17 protein-coding genes and 2 pseudogenes are annotated in these 16,421 nt (G+C 72.5%); 17 read left to right on the top strand and 2 right to left on the bottom strand.

The features are described 5' to 3' along the window. Positions 1–95: 95 nt before the first annotated feature. From ald to CCZ36_RS05610, 12 genes and pseudogenes are all read left to right on the top strand, one after another. Positions 96–1,211 (top strand): alanine dehydrogenase, encoded by a 1,116-nt coding sequence (gene ald, locus CCZ36_RS05660; RefSeq protein ID WP_069744601.1) that lies wholly within the window; start codon positions 96–98, stop codon positions 1,209–1,211. 368 nt (positions 1,212–1,579) lie between these two features. Next, positions 1,580–2,698 carry a ParA family protein gene (locus CCZ36_RS05655; RefSeq protein ID WP_069740508.1) on the top strand — a complete coding sequence of 373 codons (1,119 nt, stop codon included), beginning with the start codon at positions 1,580–1,582 and terminating at the stop codon, positions 2,696–2,698. Beyond that, entirely contained in the window at positions 2,695–3,258 is a 564-nt protein-coding gene (locus tag CCZ36_RS05650; protein WP_069740507.1) for a hypothetical protein, read from the top strand. The genes CCZ36_RS05655 and CCZ36_RS05650 overlap by 4 nt, the downstream gene beginning before the upstream one ends. Before the next feature lie 87 nt (positions 3,259–3,345). Beyond that, complete coding sequence (locus CCZ36_RS05645) at positions 3,346–4,371, top strand: segregation and condensation protein A (protein WP_128817143.1); 1,026 nt, start codon at positions 3,346–3,348, stop codon at positions 4,369–4,371. Further along, the gene (scpB, locus tag CCZ36_RS05640; RefSeq protein ID WP_069740505.1) at positions 4,368–5,018 is read left to right on the top strand and encodes an SMC-Scp complex subunit ScpB; all 651 of its coding nucleotides are present in this window, start codon (positions 4,368–4,370) and stop codon (positions 5,016–5,018) included. The genes CCZ36_RS05645 and scpB overlap by 4 nt, the downstream gene beginning before the upstream one ends. Further along, positions 5,018–6,315, top strand: a pseudogene (locus CCZ36_RS05635) (pseudouridine synthase). The gene scpB and the pseudogene CCZ36_RS05635 overlap by 1 nt, the downstream one beginning before the upstream one ends. A 125-nt stretch (positions 6,316–6,440) precedes the next feature. Next, positions 6,441–7,097: a nicotinamide riboside transporter PnuC gene (gene pnuC, locus CCZ36_RS05630; protein WP_069740459.1), complete on the top strand. Its 657-nt coding sequence runs from the start codon at positions 6,441–6,443 to the stop codon at positions 7,095–7,097. Next, positions 7,094–8,173 (top strand): AAA family ATPase, encoded by a 1,080-nt coding sequence (locus tag CCZ36_RS05625; protein WP_128817142.1) that lies wholly within the window; start codon positions 7,094–7,096, stop codon positions 8,171–8,173. The genes pnuC and CCZ36_RS05625 overlap by 4 nt, the downstream gene beginning before the upstream one ends. After that, positions 8,170–8,934, top strand: coding sequence for an NUDIX hydrolase (locus tag CCZ36_RS05620; protein WP_069740457.1), 765 nt, complete (start codon positions 8,170–8,172; stop codon positions 8,932–8,934). Before CCZ36_RS05625 ends, CCZ36_RS05620 begins: the two co-directional genes overlap by 4 nt. After that, positions 8,931–9,179, top strand: a pseudogene (locus CCZ36_RS36880) (ADP-ribosylglycohydrolase family protein); the annotation flags it as partial. The gene CCZ36_RS05620 and the pseudogene CCZ36_RS36880, both read left to right, overlap by 4 nt. Next, positions 9,179–9,955 carry an ADP-ribosylglycohydrolase family protein gene (locus tag CCZ36_RS05615; RefSeq protein ID WP_443069792.1) on the top strand — a complete coding sequence of 259 codons (777 nt, stop codon included), beginning with the start codon at positions 9,179–9,181 and terminating at the stop codon, positions 9,953–9,955. The pseudogene CCZ36_RS36880 and the gene CCZ36_RS05615, both read left to right, overlap by 1 nt. 61 nt (positions 9,956–10,016) lie before the next feature. Then, entirely contained in the window at positions 10,017–10,460 is a 444-nt protein-coding gene (locus CCZ36_RS05610) for an SRPBCC family protein (protein WP_069744590.1), read from the top strand. Here the strand turns inward: CCZ36_RS05610 and CCZ36_RS05605 are convergent. Together CCZ36_RS05605 and CCZ36_RS05600 are read right to left on the bottom strand one after the other, a co-directional pair. Next, on the bottom strand, positions 10,426–11,166 hold the full coding sequence (locus tag CCZ36_RS05605) for a nucleotidyltransferase domain-containing protein (RefSeq protein WP_128817141.1): 741 nt from the start codon (positions 11,164–11,166) through the stop codon (positions 10,426–10,428). The two genes, CCZ36_RS05610 and CCZ36_RS05605, sit on opposite strands and share 35 nt — an antisense overlap. A gap of 56 nt (positions 11,167–11,222) precedes the next feature. Beyond that, positions 11,223–11,645 carry a Rieske (2Fe-2S) protein gene (locus tag CCZ36_RS05600; RefSeq protein WP_128817140.1) on the bottom strand — a complete coding sequence of 141 codons (423 nt, stop codon included), beginning with the start codon at positions 11,643–11,645 and terminating at the stop codon, positions 11,223–11,225. A 265-nt stretch (positions 11,646–11,910) separates the two neighbouring features. Here CCZ36_RS05600 and aroH point away from each other — a divergent pair, with 265 nt between their 5' ends. From aroH to der, 5 genes are all read left to right on the top strand, one after another. Next, a complete protein-coding gene (gene aroH / locus CCZ36_RS05595) occupies positions 11,911–12,273 on the top strand; it encodes a chorismate mutase (protein WP_069740452.1) in 363 nt (120 codons plus the stop codon). Further along, complete coding sequence (locus tag CCZ36_RS05590; protein ID WP_128817139.1) at positions 12,270–13,355, top strand: prephenate dehydrogenase; 1,086 nt, start codon at positions 12,270–12,272, stop codon at positions 13,353–13,355. Before aroH ends, CCZ36_RS05590 begins: the two co-directional genes overlap by 4 nt. 132 nt (positions 13,356–13,487) lie before the next feature. Further along, on the top strand, positions 13,488–14,183 hold the full coding sequence (gene cmk, locus CCZ36_RS05585; RefSeq protein ID WP_069740450.1) for a (d)CMP kinase: 696 nt from the start codon (positions 13,488–13,490) through the stop codon (positions 14,181–14,183). After that, positions 14,180–14,836: a lysophospholipid acyltransferase family protein gene (locus tag CCZ36_RS05580; protein WP_069740449.1), complete on the top strand. Its 657-nt coding sequence runs from the start codon at positions 14,180–14,182 to the stop codon at positions 14,834–14,836. The genes cmk and CCZ36_RS05580 overlap by 4 nt, the downstream gene beginning before the upstream one ends. A 78-nt stretch (positions 14,837–14,914) precedes the next feature. Further along, a complete protein-coding gene (gene der / locus CCZ36_RS05575; protein WP_069744580.1) occupies positions 14,915–16,384 on the top strand; it encodes a ribosome biogenesis GTPase Der in 1,470 nt (489 codons plus the stop codon). Positions 16,385–16,421: the final 37 nt, after the last annotated feature.

The raw sequence follows: 16,421 nt of genomic DNA, 5'->3' as shown, positions 1-16,421 counted from the left end.
CCGCGTTCCTCCGTGGCGTCTCCATTTATGCTGTATATGTCCGGGTCTGCACCGTTGTGCCCGGATGACCCTCCGAGCCAAGGACCGTGATCGACGTGAAGGTCGGCATCCCCCGCGAAGTCAAGAACAACGAGTTCCGGGTGGCGATCACCCCCGCCGGAGTGCATGAGCTCGTCCGCCACGGCCACCAGGTCGTCATCGAGCACGACGCCGGCGTCGGCTCGTCCATCCCCGACGCCGAGTACGTCGCCGCCGGCGCGCAGATCCTGGCCACCGCCGACGAGGTCTGGGCCGCCGCCGATCTGCTGCTCAAGGTCAAGGAGCCGGTCGCCGAGGAGTACCACCGCCTCCGCAAGGACCAGACGCTCTTCACCTACCTGCACCTCGCCGCCTCCCGCGAGTGCACCGACGCGCTGCTGGCCTCCGGCACCACCGCCATCGCCTACGAGACGGTCGAGACCGCCAACCGCGCGCTCCCGCTGCTCGCCCCGATGTCCGAGGTCGCGGGCCGCCTCGCCCCGCAGGTCGGCGCGTACCACCTGATGCGCTCGGTGGGCGGCCGCGGCGTGCTCCCCGGCGGTGTCCCCGGCACCCACGCCGGCGAGGCCGTCGTCATCGGCGGCGGTGTCTCCGGCTGGAACGCCACCCAGATCGCCGTGGGCCTCGGCTTCCACGTCACGCTGCTCGACCGCGACATCAACAAGCTCCGCGAGGCCGACAAGATCTTCGGCACCAAGGTGAAGACCGTCGTCTCCAACGCCTTCGAACTGGAGAAGGCCGTCGTCGAGGCCGACCTCGTCATCGGCGCCGTACTGATCCCCGGAGCCAAGGCCCCGAAGCTGGTCACCAACGAGCTCGTCGCCAAGATGAAGCCCGGAAGTGTACTTGTCGACATTGCGATCGACCAGGGCGGCTGCTTCGAGGACTCGCGTCCGACGACCCACGCCGAGCCGACCTTCCCGGTCCACAACTCGGTCTTCTACTGCGTCGCCAACATGCCCGGCGCGGTCCCGAACACCTCCACCTACGCGCTCACCAACGCGACGCTTCCCTACATCGTGGAGCTCGCCAACCGTGGCTGGGCCGACGCCCTGCGCCGTGACGCCGCGCTGGCCAAGGGTCTCAACACCCATGAGGGACAGGTGGTTTACCGCGAGGTGGCCGAGGCGCACGGCCTCCCGCACGTGGAGCTGAGCACGCTCCTCGGCTGACGGGTCAACCCCCTTCGTCAACATCGCACGTCCGGCCGGACCTTGCCGCGCAAGGTCCGGCCGGACGTGTATCGGGCCCTGTGAGGCCCTTGCGCAACTCGCGCCGAACGTAACTCTTTACCCGTTTCGTGCAGCGGTGAAATGTGCGGCTTGGTCGCTGTGCACCCTTGACAGCGAGGCGTTCGATTGCCGACACATCGGGCCGGGTCCGGCGGATTGTGTTGCTGCGGACCGGTGACACGCCATAGAGTCGCCAATCGTCGGCATGGTGCCACGCTGACCTATCGATAAGTTTCCTGGTCACATCCAAGGAGGTAAGACGACTTGTGAATGAGTCGACAATTACTCCTGGGGGTGGTCAACCAGGGATGCCTGTACGGGGTCTGAGCCCGACCGGGCTCGAAGCTGTCGGCTCCGTCGCGGTCCGCACCTTCGCCACCCAACAGCACATGACGACAGCCCCCCAGATGATGGACGGCCCAAACGTGAACGCCACGGCCGGCAACGAGAGCAGCCGGGACACCGACCGCTTCGCCGACTTCGCCGAGGTGCCCGAGGGGCACTTCTACGACCCCGACGCCGAGTACGAACCCGATCCGGAGTACGCGGCCACCCTCGCGCCCGACGCCGCGCGTCAGCGCCGCGAGCGCATCGGCCCCACCGGACGGCCCCTCCCGTACTTCCCGATCCCGGGCCCCCTGACCGACCACGGGCCCGCGAAGATCATCGCGATGTGCAACCAGAAGGGCGGCGTCGGCAAGACCACGTCGACCATCAACCTGGGCGCCGCGCTCGCGGAGTACGGACGCCGGGTCCTGCTCGTCGACTTCGATCCGCAGGGCGCGCTCTCCGTCGGCCTCGGGGTCAACCCGATGGAGCTCGACCTCACCGTCTACAACCTGCTCATGGAGCGGGGCATGGCGGCCGACGACGTCCTGCTCAAGACGGCGGTCCCCAACATGGACCTGCTGCCCAGCAACATCGACCTCTCCGCGGCCGAGGTGCAGCTCGTCAGCGAGGTGGCCCGCGAGTCCACGCTCCAGCGCGCCCTGAAGCCGCTGATGGCCGACTACGACTACATCGTGATCGACTGTCAGCCCTCCCTCGGCCTGCTCACCGTGAACGCCCTGACGGCCGCTCACAAGGTCATAGTGCCGCTGGAGTGCGAGTTCTTCGCGCTGCGCGGGGTGGCGCTGCTCACCGAGACCATCGAGAAGGTCCAGGAGCGGCTCAACCCGGAGCTGGAGCTCGACGGCATCCTCGCCACCATGTACGACTCCCGTACGGTGCACAGCCGCGAGGTCCTGGCGCGCGTCGTCGAGGCCTTCGACGAGCACGTCTACCACACGGTCATCGGGCGCACGGTCCGCTTCCCGGAGACCACGGTCGCCGGTGAGCCCATCACCACCTACGCCTCCAACTCGGTCGGCGCCGCCGCCTATCGCCAGCTCGCCAGGGAGGTGCTCGCCCGGTGTCACGCCGAGTGAGTCTGCCGGGGGCCGACGAACTGTTCCGTACCACCGGAGGCGGGATGGGCCTCCAGCCGTCCTCCCCCGCGGAGCGGCGGCGCAAGGCGAACGGCGAGCCGCGGGTGCCCGCGCCCGCCGGGGAGAGCGATCCCTCCGGCCAGGCCCCGTCGTCCGCCGAGCGTGAGGAGCACGCCGCGGCCGACGCCGACGGCGGCGACTCGCGCGGCCGTGGCGGCGAGGGCGAGCGAGCCCCGTCCGCCAAGGCCTCCGGAGAGCGGCCCGCCGCCCCCGCCCCGGCCGAGCAGCCCCCCGCGGTCCAGCCCCAGCGCAGGCGAGGCGGCGCACGCGGCGCGAACCGCCGCCCCAGCGGCCGGGAACGCCACGACGAGAAGATCACGGTCTACGTCTCCGCCGAGGAGCTGATGGACCTCGAACACGCCCGGCTCGTCCTGCGCGGCGAACACGGCCTCGCCGTCGACCGGGGTCGTATCGTCCGCGAGGCGGTGGCGGTGGTCCTCGCCGACCTGGAGTCCCGGGGCGACGCGAGCATCCTCGTACGGCGGCTGCGCGGCCGCTGAGCGGCACGGCGCGGGTAGCCTGCCCCGCAGGACCCACCCACCCGCCACCGGGGCCCGCCCCCGCCGCCGCCCCACCCCTGGACCCCGATGCCCACGCCCGACGACCCCGCCGCCCCACGCCGCCGCGCCCTGGGCCCGGGGCCGGGCGTGGCGGCGTTCCCGGAGCCGGAAGCAGTACCGGAGCCCGTACGGGAGCCCGCGACCGAACCGGAGCGCGTACCGGAGCCGGAAGCCGTTCCCGTACCGCCGGCCGAGCCGGAGGCCGCGGAAGAGGGCGAGGAACGGGCCGGGAGCGACGACAAGCGGTTCACTGTCCGCCTCGTGAACTTCGAGGGCCCCTTCGACCTCCTCCTCCAGCTGATCTCCAAGCACAAGCTGGACGTGACCGAGGTCGCGCTCTCCAAGGTCACCGACGAGTTCATGGCGCACATCCGCGCCATGGGCCCCGACTGGGACCTCGACCAGACCACCGAGTTCCTCGTCGTCGCCGCCACCCTCCTCGATCTCAAGGCCGCCCGGCTGCTGCCCGCCGCCGAGGTGGAGGACGAGGCGGACCTGGCACTCCTGGAGGCGCGGGACCTGCTCTTCGCGCGGCTGCTCCAGTACCGCGCGTACAAGCGGATCGCCGAGATCTTCCAGGGCCGGCTGGAGTCGGAGGCCCGTCGCCACCCGCGTACGGTCGGACTGGAGGACCAGCACGCCGAGCTGCTGCCCGAGGTGGTCATCAGCATCGGTCCCGAGGGCTTCGCGAAGCTGGCGGTGAAGGCGATGCGGCCGAAGCCGAAGCCCCAGGTGTACGTGGACCACATCCACGCCCCGCTGGTCAGCGTCCGGGAGCAGGCGGGTCTGGTGGTGGAGCGGCTGCGCGCGGCCGGGGAGGCGGTCAGCTTCAGGACGCTGACGGAGGACGCGCCGGACACTCTGACCGTGGTGGCCCGGTTCCTGGCCCTCCTGGAGCTGTACCGCGAGAAGGCCGTCACCCTGGACCAGGACGAGGCGCTGGGCGACCTGCTGGTGGCCTGGTGCGGCGGGGAGGGCGCGGAGCCGGTGGTGACGGACGAGTTCGATCAGGAGCTGAACGGCGGCACGGACGAGGAGGGCGTACGGGAATGAGTGAGCAGCCGGAGCGGGACGAGGGCGCGGTCGCCTCGCTCGACCTCAAGCCCGCGCTGGAGGCGGTCCTCATGGTCGTCGACGAGCCCGCCACCGTGGACCACCTCGCCAAGGTGCTCCAGCGGCCCCGCAGGGCCGTGGCGGACGCGCTGCGGGAGCTGGCCGACGAGTACACCGTGCAGCGCCGGGGCTTCGAACTGCGGCTCGTCGCGGGCGGCTGGCGGTTCTCCACCCGGCCCGAGTACGCGGCGGCCGTGGAGGGCTTCGTCCTGGACGGCCAGCACGCCCGGCTCACCCAGGCCGCGCTGGAGACCCTGGCGGTGGTCGCGTACCGGCAGCCGGTGAGCCGCTCGCGGGTCTCGGCGGTGCGCGGAGTCAACTGCGACGGGGTCATGCGGACCCTGCTCCAGAGGGGCCTGGTGGCCGAGGCGGGCGCGGAACCCGAAACAGGTGCGATCCTGTACAGGACGACGAACTACTTTCTGGAGCGAATGGGCCTGCGCGGCCTGGACGAGCTCCCGGAGCTCGCGCCCTTCCTCCCGGAGGCGGACGCGATCGAGGCTGAGACGCTAGAGGGTGTGCCGTCGTTCGATCCGGACGCACCGGACACCCCGGATACTCACGCAGACGACAAGACGGAATTTTGATGCGAAGCAGTGGCAGGAACAGCGGAAGCGGCAGCGGCGGCAGTGGCCGGAGCGGCGGCGGCCAGGGCGGTCGCCCCGGCGGTCAGGGCGGCGGCGGTCGCGGTCAGGGCGGGCGTGACGGCGGGTCCTCCCGCCGGGGCCAGGGCGGACGCCCCGGCGGCCAGGGCGGCGGCGGACGCGGCGGCAGCGGCCAGGGCGGCGGACGCTCCGGCGGCAGCGGCCAGGGCGGTCGTTCCGGCGGTCAGGGCGGCGGTCAGGGCTTCCAGGGCGGGCGGGCCGAGCAGGACCAGCGTCCCCGCCGCCCTCGCCCGGAGGAGCGCCGCTACGACGTCGGCAACGACGCCCCCGGCGCGCGGGGCGGCCAGGACGGCCCCGCAAGGGCCGTGGGTCGGCGGCCCGCGGCGGCGCCAAGGGCGGCCCGAAGTCCGCGCAGGGCGGCAGCGGCGGCGGCTTCCGGCGTGGCGGCAGTCCCTCGCGCCCCCGTGAGCTGGACGCCAAGATCGAGCAGCGCAACCGCGACCGGTACGCCGGCAAGCCCGACATCAAGCTGCCCAAGACCCACCCGGGCGCCGAGCAGGAGGGCGAGCGGCTGCAGAAGGTCCTCGCCCGGGCCGGCATGGGCTCGCGCCGCGCGTGCGAGGAGCTGATCGAGCAGGCCCGCGTCGAGGTCAACGGCGAGATCGTCGTCGAGCAGGGCATGCGCGTCGACGTGCACAAGGACGAGATCAAGGTCGACGGCCTGACCGTCGCCGCCCAGTCGTACCTCTTCTTCGCGCTGAACAAGCCCGCCGGGGTCGTCTCCTCGATGGAGGACCCGGACGGCCGCCAGTGCCTCGGCGACTACGTGACCAACCGCGAGACGCGGCTCTTCCACGTCGGCCGGCTCGACACCGAGACCGAGGGCATCATCATGCTCACCAACCACGGTGAGCTGGCCCACCGCCTCACGCACCCGAAGTACGGCGTGAAGAAGACCTACCTGGCCGCCATCCAGGGCCCGCTGCCGCGCGACCTCGGCAAGCGGCTCAAGGACGGCATCCAGCTGGAGGACGGGTACGCCCGCGCCGACCACTTCCGGGTCGTCGAGAACACCGGCAAGAACTACCTGGTCGAGGTCACCCTCCACGAGGGCCGCAAGCACATCGTGCGCCGGATGCTGGCCGAGGCCGGCTTCCCGGTCGAGCGGCTGGTGCGGACGTCCTTCGGGCCGATCCCGCTGGGCGACCAGAAGTCCGGCTGGCTGCGCCGCCTCACCAACACCGAGGTCGGCATGCTGATGCGCGAGGTCGGCCTCTAGGCAGGACGCTCCCGGGGCCCGCGGCCGGTTCTGTTCGGAAAGTCCGAACAGAACCGGCCGCGGGCCTTCTGCTGTCCCCGTCCACCCTTTATAGTCAGAGTGACTATAAAAAAGGAGGCGGGCCCGTGAGCCTCGCGGACATACTCGATCCCCTGCAACAGCCCCTGGTGACCGTCCTCGACACCCCGGTCAGCTGGACCGAGGTGCTGGGATTCGGCAGCGGGGCGCTCTGCGTCTGGCTCGTGGCCCGCCAGCACATCGCCAACTGGCCGATCGGCATCGCCAACAACCTCTTCTTCATCCTGCTGTTCACCCAGGCCGGCCTGTACGCCGACGCCGGCCTCCAGATCGTCTTCATCACCCTCGCCGCGTACGGCTGGTGGACCTGGACCCACGGGGGTGGACCAGGGACCGCGGTCCTGCCGGTGCGCAGGACGACCCGCGCCGAATGGGCCTGGCTGCTCGCGGCGGGGGTGGTGGGGACCGCCGCGATCACGCTGCTGCTGTCCCGGGCCACCGACTCCACCGTCCCGTTCTGGGACGCGGCTACGACGTCCCTGTCGCTGATGGCGACGTACGGGCAGTGCCGCAAGCGGCTGGAGTCCTGGTGGCTGTGGATCGCCGCCGACGTGGTCTACATCCCGCTCTACGCCCACAAGGGGCTGCATCTGACCTCGCTGCTGTACGCCGGGTTCCTCGCGCTCTGCGTCGTCGGCCTGCGCAACTGGCACCGCGACCTGACCGCACGCGAGGCCCGGACCCCGGCGGTGACCGCGGCATGAAGCGCTACGAACACGGCCTGGTCCTCGGCAAGTTCTACCCGCCGCACGCCGGCCACCACCACCTCGTCCGCACCGCCCAGGACCGCTGCGAACGGCTGACCGTGCTGGTCTGCGCCGCATCCGTGGAGTCCGTCCCCCTCGCCGACCGGGTCGACTGGATGCGCGAGGTGCACCCGGAGGCCACGGTGGTCGGCGCGGTCGACGACACGCACATGGACGTGCGTGATCCGGCGGTCTGGGACGCGCACATGGCCGTCTTCAGGGCGGCCGTGCCCGAGCGCGTGGACGCGGTCTTCACCTCGGAGGCGTACGGGAAGGAACTGGGCCGCCGCTTCGGCGCGGACTCCGTGCTCGTCGACCCCGGCCGCACTCTCTTCCCGGTCTCCGGCACCGCCGTCCGCGAGGACCCCGTCGGCTGCTGGGACTTCCTCCAGCCGCCCGTACGGGCCGCCCTCGCCCGCCGCGTCGTCGTCCTCGGCGCGGAGTCCACCGGCACCACCACCCTCGCCCGCGCGCTCGCCGCCCACTACCGGGCACGCGGCGGCGTGTGGGCGCGCACGGGGTGCGTCGCCGAGTACGGGCGCGAGTACAGCGAGGACAAGCTCGCCGCCCTGCGCGGACGGTGGCCCGGGGCCGCCTGGGAGGACGTCACCTTCACCACCGACGACTTCCCGCGCATCGCGCAGACCCAGAACGACCGCGAGGAGGCCGCCGCCCGCGCCGGGTCCCCGGTGCTCTTCTGCGACACCGACTCCTTCGCCACCACCGTCTGGCACGAGCGGTACGTCGGTGGCCGCAACCCCCTCGTCGAGGAGATCGCCGACCGGGCCGACCACCACCTCTGGCTGCTCACCGACCACGAGGGCGTCGCCTTCGAGGACGACGGGCTGCGCGACGGCGAGGAGCTGCGCCCCTGGACGACCGACCGTTTCCGCGCCGAACTCATTCGCACCGGACGCCGGTTCATCGAGATGACCGGACCGCCCGAGACGCGGCTCGCCGCCGCCGTCGCCGCCGTCGACGAACTCCTCACCAACGGCTGGGAGTTCGCCGCCCCCCTCCCGGAGAAACGATGACCACCCCCGCCCCCGAGGGCTACGACCCGCACGCCTACGCCCCGTTCGCGGTCACCGTCGACCTCGCGGTCTTCACCGTCCGCGAGGCCCGGCTGCACGTGCTGCTCGTCGAACGCGGCCAGGAGCCCTTCCGGGGCCGGTGGGCGCTGCCCGGCGGCTTCCTGCTTCCCCGAGAGTCCGCGGACGACGCGGCCCGCCGCGAACTGGCCGAGGAGACCGGCCTCGGCCCGGACACGGTCGGCGCCCTCCACCTGGAGCAGCTGCGCACCTACACCGGCCCGGACCGCGACCCGAGGATGCGGGTCGTCTCCGTCGCCTACACCGCCCTCCTGCCGGACCTGCCCGAACCGCGCGGTGGCGGCGACGCGGCCAGCGCCCGGTGGTGGGACGCGGACGCTGTGGGGCCCCTCGCCTTCGACCACGACACGATCCTCGCCGACGCCCGCGACCGGATCGGCGCCAAGCTCGAATACAGCTGCCTGGCCACCGCGTTCTGCCCCGCCGAATTCACCCTCGGCGAGCTCCAGCGGGTCTACGAGACCGTCTGGGGCGTCGAGCTGGACCGGCCCAACTTCCGGCGCAAGGTGCTGAGCGCGCCGGGCTTCGTCCAGCCGGTCGGCGGCCCGCCGCGCCGCACCGGCGGCCGGGGCAAACCCGCCGCCCTCTACCGGGCGGGCGACGCCACCGCCCTGCACCCGCCGCTCCTGCGCCCGCCGCGCACCGACGCCACCCCCTCCGCAACGGAAGGACACGACCGATGACCCTCGCCATCCCGCCCCTCACCAAGCAGGCCGCGACCGGCGTCCTGACCGGGCTCGCCCTCGGCGACGCGCTCGGCTTCCCCACCGAGTTCAACGACGTGCCCTCCATCCTCGCCAAGTTCGGCCCCTGGCGGCACATGCCCCTCATGGAGCCCGCCGTCGTCTCCGACGACACCCAGATGACGATCGCGCTGGGCCGGGGCATCCGTACCGCCATGGACAGCGGACTGCTCACCCCGAACGCATGGTGGGCCCGGTCAGCGCCGAGTTCATCGCCTGGTACCACGCGCCGGACAACAACCGCGCCCCCGGCAACACCTGCCTCACCGCCTGCCGCCTGCTCGAACACACCCGGATCTGGCAGGAGGCCAGCCAGACGCACTCCAAGGGCTGCGGCGCCAACATGCGGGTCGCCCCCGTCGGCCTGGTCCCCGGCCTCAGCGAGGAGCAGCGGGCCGGCGCCGCCCAGCTCCAGGCCGCCCTCACCCACGGCCACCCCACCGCCCTGGCCGCCTCCGACCTGCTGGCCCGCGCGGTGTTCCTGCTCGCCCAGGGCGCCGAACCCCTCGGCCTGATCGGGCAGTTGCGCAGCTACGCCCTGGAGAACCGGGGCCGCTACCACACCCGCTGGCTCGGCGACCTCTGGCGCCACGCGGGCGACGCCACCCCGCAGGCGTACATCCAGCGCGGCTGGGACGAGTGCCTGGCGGCCCTGGAGACCGTACGGGACGCCCTGCGCGACCCGTCGCCGGAGACCGACCCGTGCGAGCGGACCGGCGACGGCTGGATCGCCGAGGAGGCCCTCGCCACCGCCCTGCACTGCTTCCTGCTCTTCCCCGAGGAGCCCGTCACCGCCCTGCGCCGGGCCGCCTGCACCCGGGGCGACTCCGACTCCATCGCCTGCCTGGCCGGCGCTCTGGCCGGGGCCCACCTGGGCGCGGCGGCCTGGCCCAAGGAGTGGTCCGAGCGCATCGAGTACCGCAGCGACCTGCTCTCCCTCGCGGCACTCTGGGACGCCTGAGCGGCGGGGGAGAGGGTACGAGGGGGCGAACCTGTTCCCGTACGAAGGTCTGGTGGTATCCGTGTCCTCCTCACTCGTCGAGACCGTCGACATCAAGGCCCCGGTGGCCGTCACCTGGTCCCTGTGGAGCGATGTCACCCAGTGGCCGCGGTTCCTGAGCCATGTGCAGCGCGTCGATCCGATCGACGAGCGGCGCTTCGCCTGGCAGCTCTCGCTGCCCGGCGCGGACAAGAACTTCGTCGCCGAACTGACGGAGGTGATCCCCGAGGAACGCATCGCCTGGAAGACGACCGAAGGGGTCCACCACGCGGGGGTGGTCACCTTCCACCGGCTCGACGACACGTCCAGCCGCGTCGCCCTGCAGATCGAGTACGACCCCCAGGGCTTCATCGAGCACCTCGGGGCGCTGACCAACCTCGACTCCACGCTGGCCAACTACGATCTGGGCGAGTTCCAGAAGCTGGCCGAGCTCACGGCCGAGGCGGGCGGCCCCCGGACGCTCTGAGCCCGTCAGGGGCCTCGGCGCGCGCCGAGGCCCGCCGGGTCCGTACGAGGAAGTCCTCCACGGCCGCCCGGTCCGGCTCCGGCGGCAGCGGGGACCGGGCCGCCGCCTCGTCGTTCTCCTCGCCGAGGCGGTCCATCCGGCGCTCCACCTCCGCCCAGGACACCTCGCCCCGCTTCACCGCCAGCAGCTCCTCCCGGGCATCGCCCACGTCGATGCCCAGCTCACCCGTACGCAGCAGGTCCCGGCTGCTCGCCAGCAGCCGCAGCAGATGCATCGCGTGCTTCCAGCGCGGCGCGCCGTGCACCCGCACGTCCGCCTCCAGCTTGCGCCGCTGTCCCAGCGCGTACCGGACGAACGTGCCGTGCGCCCGACGGGACAGAAACGCCCCGCGCAGCGCCAGCAGCTCCCGGCCCGTGTCGTCCACCGACTCGACCAGCGGGGAGTGCAGGCACTCCAGCACGTTCGGGTTGGCCCGGAGCGCCAGCTCGCAGAAGCGCTCCAGTTCCCAGGAGAACTGCTCCGGCGCGGGCCCTTCGACATGCGTCGGCGGCTTCTCGAACCGCCAGAACAGCGGAGTGGGTGCCAGGAACACACCCCGCAGGTCCGTGTCGCTGTCCTTTGTGGCCAGTCCGAACGCGCGCGAGCCCATCACACAGGCGTAGACCGTGTGGTCGCGTACGAGTGCCTCGTCGGGGGCGCTGATCATGGCTGCGAGCGTACGGGGGAGCGGGCCGCGACGCCCCTGAGATTCCGGGTCCGCCCTCAGCCCAGCCGGATCGCCCCGCCCGAGACGCTGATCTGCTCGGCGGGCAGCGGCCGGGTCGCCGGGCCCGCCTCGACCGCCGCGTCCGTGATGCTGAACCTGCTGCCGTGACACGGGCAGTTGATGGTGCCGTCGCGCACCGTCGAGACGAGACAGCTCGCATGGGTGCACACGGCGGAGAACGCCTTGAACTCGCCCTCCGTCGGCTGGGTCACCACCACCTTCCGCTCCTTGAAGACGGTGCCGCCGCCGACGGGGATGTCCGCGGTCCGGGCCAGCTCCGCGCCGTCCGTGGCGTCCCCCGGCGCGCTCGGCGCCGGGCTCGCCCCGTCGTCGCCCCCGTCGGAGGAGCCGCAGCCGGTGGCCAGGGCGGCGGCGCCCGCCGCACCCGCGGCCAGCACCGTCCTTCGCCGTGCGTTCATGGGGCGCTCTCCTTCGGTGACGGCGGGTGGGGGGCCATCGTGGCGGCGTCGGGCCCCCGGGCGAAGCAACCGGGCGGGCCGTGCCCCCGACCGGGTGGCGGACGGGACTCCGACGGACGTGGGCCCGCCCGTCTCACGGACGGAACACCGTGACCGGCTCCGCCGCTGTCGATCTAGGCTGAGGAGAGCGGCGGCCCGCGTCGGAAGACGCCGGGCCCCTGACATCGAAGAGCACCGAAGAGCAGCGAAGAACGAGGAGTGCGACGTGGCGGTACGAGCGGTCCGGGGCGCCGTCCAGCTGGAGCGGGACGAGGCCGGGCACATGGACGAGCGGGTCGGTGAGCTGCTGACCGCCGTCCTGGAACGCAACGAGCTCGTCGCCGACGACCTGATCAGCATCTGGTTCACCGCCACCCCGGACCTGCACAGCGACTTCCCGGCCGCCGCCGCGCGCGGCCTCGGGATCGTCGACGTACCCCTGATCTGCGCCCAGGAGCTGGACGTCGAAGGGGCGATGCCCCGGGTCGTCCGTATCCTCGTGCATGTCGAGACCTACCTCTCGCGCGCCGAGATCAGCCACGTCTACCTCGGCGCCACCGCCGCCCTGCGCAAGGACATCGCCCAGTGAGAACCGCCCTCGTCATCGGAACCGGGCTCGTCGGCACCTCCGCCGCCCTCGCACTGGCCGACCGGGGCATCCACGTGCACCTCGTCGACCACGACCCCGAGTCGGCCCGCACCGCCGCCGCGCTCGGCGCCGGGACCGAGGAACCGCCCGCCGGCCCGGTCGACCTCGCCGTCGTCGCCGTGCCGCCCGCGCACACCGCCGCCGTCCTCGCCACCGCCATGCGCGACGGGGTGGCCCGCGGCTACCTGGACGTCGCCAGCGTCAAGGGCGGCCCGCGCCGCGAGCTGGAGGCGCTCGGCCTCGACCTCACCGCGTACATCGGTACGCATCCGATGGCCGGCAAGGAGCGGTCGGGCCCGCTGGCCGCCACCGCCGACCTCTTCGAGGGGCGCCCCTGGGTGCTCACCCCGACCCGGGACACCGACACGGAGGTGCTCAACCTCGCGCTGGAGCTGGTCGCCCTGTGCCGGGCCGTCCCCGTCGTCATGGACGCCGACGCCCACGACCGGGCCGTGGCCCTCGTCTCGCACACCCCGCAGCTGATCTCCTCGATGGTCGCCGCCCGGCTGGAGGAGGCCGACGAGACCGCCGTACGGCTGTGCGGCCAGGGCATCCGCGACGTCACCCGGATCGCCGCCTCCGACCCCCGGATGTGGGTGGAGATCCTCTCCGCCAACCCCGGCCCGGTCGCCGACGTGCTCGCCGGGGTCGCCGCCGACCTGGAGGAGACCGTGACCGCGCTGCGCGGGCTCGGCTCGGCCGACGCGGAGAAGCGGAGCGCGGGCACCCACGCCATCGAGGACGTCCTGCGGCGCGGCAACGCCGGCCGCGTCCGGGTCCCCGGCAAGCACGGTGCCGCCCCCACCGCGTACGAGACCGTCGCCGTCCTCATCGGCGACAAGCCGGGCGAGCTGGCCGCGATCTTCGCCGACGCCGGGCGGGCCGGGGTCAACATCGAGGACGTCCGCATCGAGCACGCCACCGGCCAGCAGGCGGGCCTCGTCCAGATCATGGTCGAGCCCAGCGCCGCCCCGGTCCTCGGCGCGGCCCTCCAGGAGCGGGGCTGGTCGATCCGCGGCTGAGCCCGGCTAGGGCCACCCGTGCGGGGTGGCGGGAGCCTCCCCCGTACGGGGTACAAGGGCGCCTCCCGCACTCGGTAACCTGGTACGAGGCCGTTCCCTGGCCCGTCCGTCCCCACCCCGTGTACCAGGAAGGTGTCCACCACCGTGGAAACCGCACGCTCCTCCGTGATCGTCGCCATCGACGGGCCCTCGGGCACCGGCAAGTCGAGCACCTCCAAGGCCGTCGCCGCCAAGCTCGGCCTGAGCTACCTGGACACGGGCGCGCAGTACCGGGCCATCACCTGGTGGATGCTGACCAACGGCATCGACGTGAGCAACCCGGAGGAGATCGCCACCGCCGCCGCCAAGCCCGTGATCGTCTCCGGCACCGACCCCGCCGCCCCGACGATCACCGTCGACGGCGAGGACGCCTCGGGCCCGATCCGCACCCAGGAGGTCACCTCCAAGGTCAGCGCCGTCAGCGCGGTCCCCGAAGTGCGCACGCTCATCACCGCGCTCCAGCGCTCCATCGCCGCGGCCGCCACCGGCGGCATCGTCGTCGAGGGCCGGGACATCGGCACCACCGTGCTGCCCGACGCCGACCTCAAGATCTTCCTGACCGCCTCCCCGGAGGCCCGCGCCGCCCGCCGCAGCGGCGAGGTCAAGGGCTCCGACCTGACCGCCACGCGTGAGGCCCTGATCAAGCGGGACGCCGCCGACTCCGGCCGCAAGACCTCCCCGCTCGCCAAGGCCGACGACGCCGTCGAGGTGGACACCACCGAGCTGACCCTCCAGCAGGTCATCGAGTGCGTCGTCACCCTCGTCGAGGGGAAGCGGGTCGCCGCGTGAGCGATGCCACCGGCGCGCCCACGCTGCGCGGAGCGGCCGTCGGGCGCACCATCGGCATCGGCCTGATGTACGGGCTGTGGAAGCCCCGGGTCCTCGGCGCCTGGCGGGTGCCCGCCGCCGGACCCGTCATCCTCGCGGTGAACCACTCCCACAACATCGACGGACCGATGCTGATGGGCACCGCACCCCGGCCGGTGCACTTCCTGATCAAGAAGGAGGCGTTCGTCGGCCCCCTCGACCCGTTCCTGCACAGGATCGGGCAGATCGAAGTGGACCGCCGAGTCGTCGACCGCACCGCGATCAGCCACGCCCTCGGCGTGCTGGCGGACGGCGGCGCCCTGGGGATCTTCCCGGAGGGCACCCGGGGCGAGGGAGACTTCGCCTCGCTGCGGGCCGGACTCGCGTACTTCGCGGTCAGGGGCGGGGCCCCGATCGTCCCCGTGGCCGTTCTGGGAAGCACCGAGCGCCGCGGACGGTTGATACGGGGGCTGCCCCCGCTGCGCAGCCGGGTCGACGTCGTCTTCGGCGACGCGTTCGACGCGAGCGCCGGCGACGGGCGGCGTACGCGCAAGGCGCTGGACGAGGCGACCCTGCGGATCCAGGCGAAGCTGACCGCCCACCTGGAAAGCGCCAAGCGCCTCACCGGGCGATAGGCGAGACTTGACCAGACGTGAGTAGTGGACCGCGCTGATCGTGGTCCATCGATGATGATGCAAAGAGGAACGGACTTCATGAACGACCAGATTCACTCCGAGGGCTCGGGCCACGAGCACGGAGAACTTGGCGATGCCGAGTACGCGGAGTTCATGGAGCTCGCCGCGCAGGAGGGCTTCGACCCCGAGGAGATCGAGGGCGCCCTCGGCGAGGCCGGTCATGGCCCGCTCCCCGTACTCGCCGTCGTCGGCCGCCCCAATGTCGGCAAGTCGACCCTGGTGAACCGGATCATCGGCCGCCGCGAGGCCGTCGTGCAGGACAAGCCCGGCGTCACCCGCGACCGCGTCAGCTACGAGGCCGAATGGGCCGGCCGCCGCTTCAAGGTCGTCGACACCGGCGGCTGGGAGCAGGACGTACTGGGCCTCGATGCCTCGGTCGCCGCCCAGGCGGAGTACGCCATCGAGACGGCCGACGCGGTCGTCTTCGTCGTCGACTCCACCGTCGGCGCCACCGACACCGACGAGGCCGTCGTCAAGCTGCTGCGCCGGGCCGGCAAGCCCGTCGTCCTCTGCGCCAACAAGGTCGACGGCCAGAGCGGCGAGGCCGACGCCGCCGCCCTGTGGTCCCTCGGCCTCGGCGAGCCCCACCCCGTCTCCTCGCTGCACGGCCGCGGCACCGGCGACATGCTCGACGCGGTCCTGGAGGCCCTGCCGGACGCCCCGGCCCAGAAGTTCGGCACCGCGCTCGGCGGACCCCGCCGGATCGCCCTGATCGGCCGCCCGAACGTCGGCAAGTCCTCCCTGCTGAACAAGGTCGCGGGCGAGGACCGGGTCGTCGTCAACGAGCTGGCGGGCACCACCCGCGACCCGGTCGACGAGCTGATCAACCTCGGCGGCATCACCTGGAAGTTCATCGACACGGCCGGCATCCGCCGCCGCGTCCACCTCCAGGAGGGCGCGGACTACTACGCCTCGCTGCGTACGGCCGCCGCCGTCGAGAAGGCCGAGGTCGCCGTCGTCCTGATCGACTCCAGCGAGTCCATCAGCGTCCAGGACCAGCGCATCATCACCATGGCCGTGGAGGCCGGGCGCGCCATCGTCGTCGCCTTCAACAAGTGGGACACCCTCGACGAGGAGCGCCGCTACTACCTGGAGCGCGAGATCGAGACGGAGCTCGCGCAGATCGCCTGGGCCCCGCGCGTCAACGTCTCCGCCGTCACCGGCCGCCACATGGAGAAGCTGGTCCCGGCCATCGAGACCGCGCTGGAGGGCTGGGAGACCCGCGTCCCCACCGGCCGGCTCAACGCCTTCCTCGGTGAGATCGTCGCCTCCAACCCGCACCCGATCCGCGGTGGCAAGCAGCCGCGCATCCTCTTCGGCACCCAGGCGGGCACCAAGCCCCCGCGCTTCGTGCTCTTCGCCTCCGGCTTCCTGGAGCACGGCTACCGCCGCTTCGTCGAGCGCCGGCTGCGCGAGGAGTTCGGCTTCGAGGGCACCCCGATCCACATCTCCGTCCGGGTCCGCGAGAAGCGCGGCCGCAACAAGTAGCACCGGCGTACGACGAAGCCCTGGGCCGCTCCCGAGA

Source organism: Streptomyces sp. S063 (genome assembly GCF_002832675.1).
In the GTDB taxonomy this organism is placed as follows: domain Bacteria; phylum Actinomycetota; class Actinomycetes; order Streptomycetales; family Streptomycetaceae; genus Streptomyces; species Streptomyces sindenensis.
The sequence above is the reverse complement of the archived record's forward strand: the minus strand, read 5'-3'. Positions and strand labels throughout refer to the sequence as shown.

Bases quoted from the DNA above. Each gene is read 5' to 3' on its own strand.
- CCZ36_RS05655 (WP_069740508.1), top strand. From the start codon at position 1,580: ATGCCTGTACGGGGTCTGAGCCCGACCGGGCTCGAAGCTGTCGGCTCC.
- CCZ36_RS05645 (WP_128817143.1), top strand. From the start codon at position 3,346: ATGCCCACGCCCGACGACCCCGCCGCCCCACGCCGCCGCGCCCTGGGC.
- scpB (WP_069740505.1), top strand. From the start codon at position 4,368: ATGAGTGAGCAGCCGGAGCGGGACGAGGGCGCGGTCGCCTCGCTCGAC.
- CCZ36_RS05625 (WP_128817142.1), top strand. From the start codon at position 7,094: ATGAAGCGCTACGAACACGGCCTGGTCCTCGGCAAGTTCTACCCGCCG.
- CCZ36_RS05620 (WP_069740457.1), top strand. From the start codon at position 8,170: ATGACCACCCCCGCCCCCGAGGGCTACGACCCGCACGCCTACGCCCCG.
- CCZ36_RS05615 (WP_443069792.1), top strand. From the start codon at position 9,179: ATGGTGGGCCCGGTCAGCGCCGAGTTCATCGCCTGGTACCACGCGCCG.
- CCZ36_RS05605 (WP_128817141.1), bottom strand. From the start codon at position 11,166: ATGATCAGCGCCCCCGACGAGGCACTCGTACGCGACCACACGGTCTAC.
- CCZ36_RS05600 (WP_128817140.1), bottom strand. From the start codon at position 11,645: ATGAACGCACGGCGAAGGACGGTGCTGGCCGCGGGTGCGGCGGGCGCC.
- der (WP_069744580.1), top strand. From the start codon at position 14,915: ATGAACGACCAGATTCACTCCGAGGGCTCGGGCCACGAGCACGGAGAA.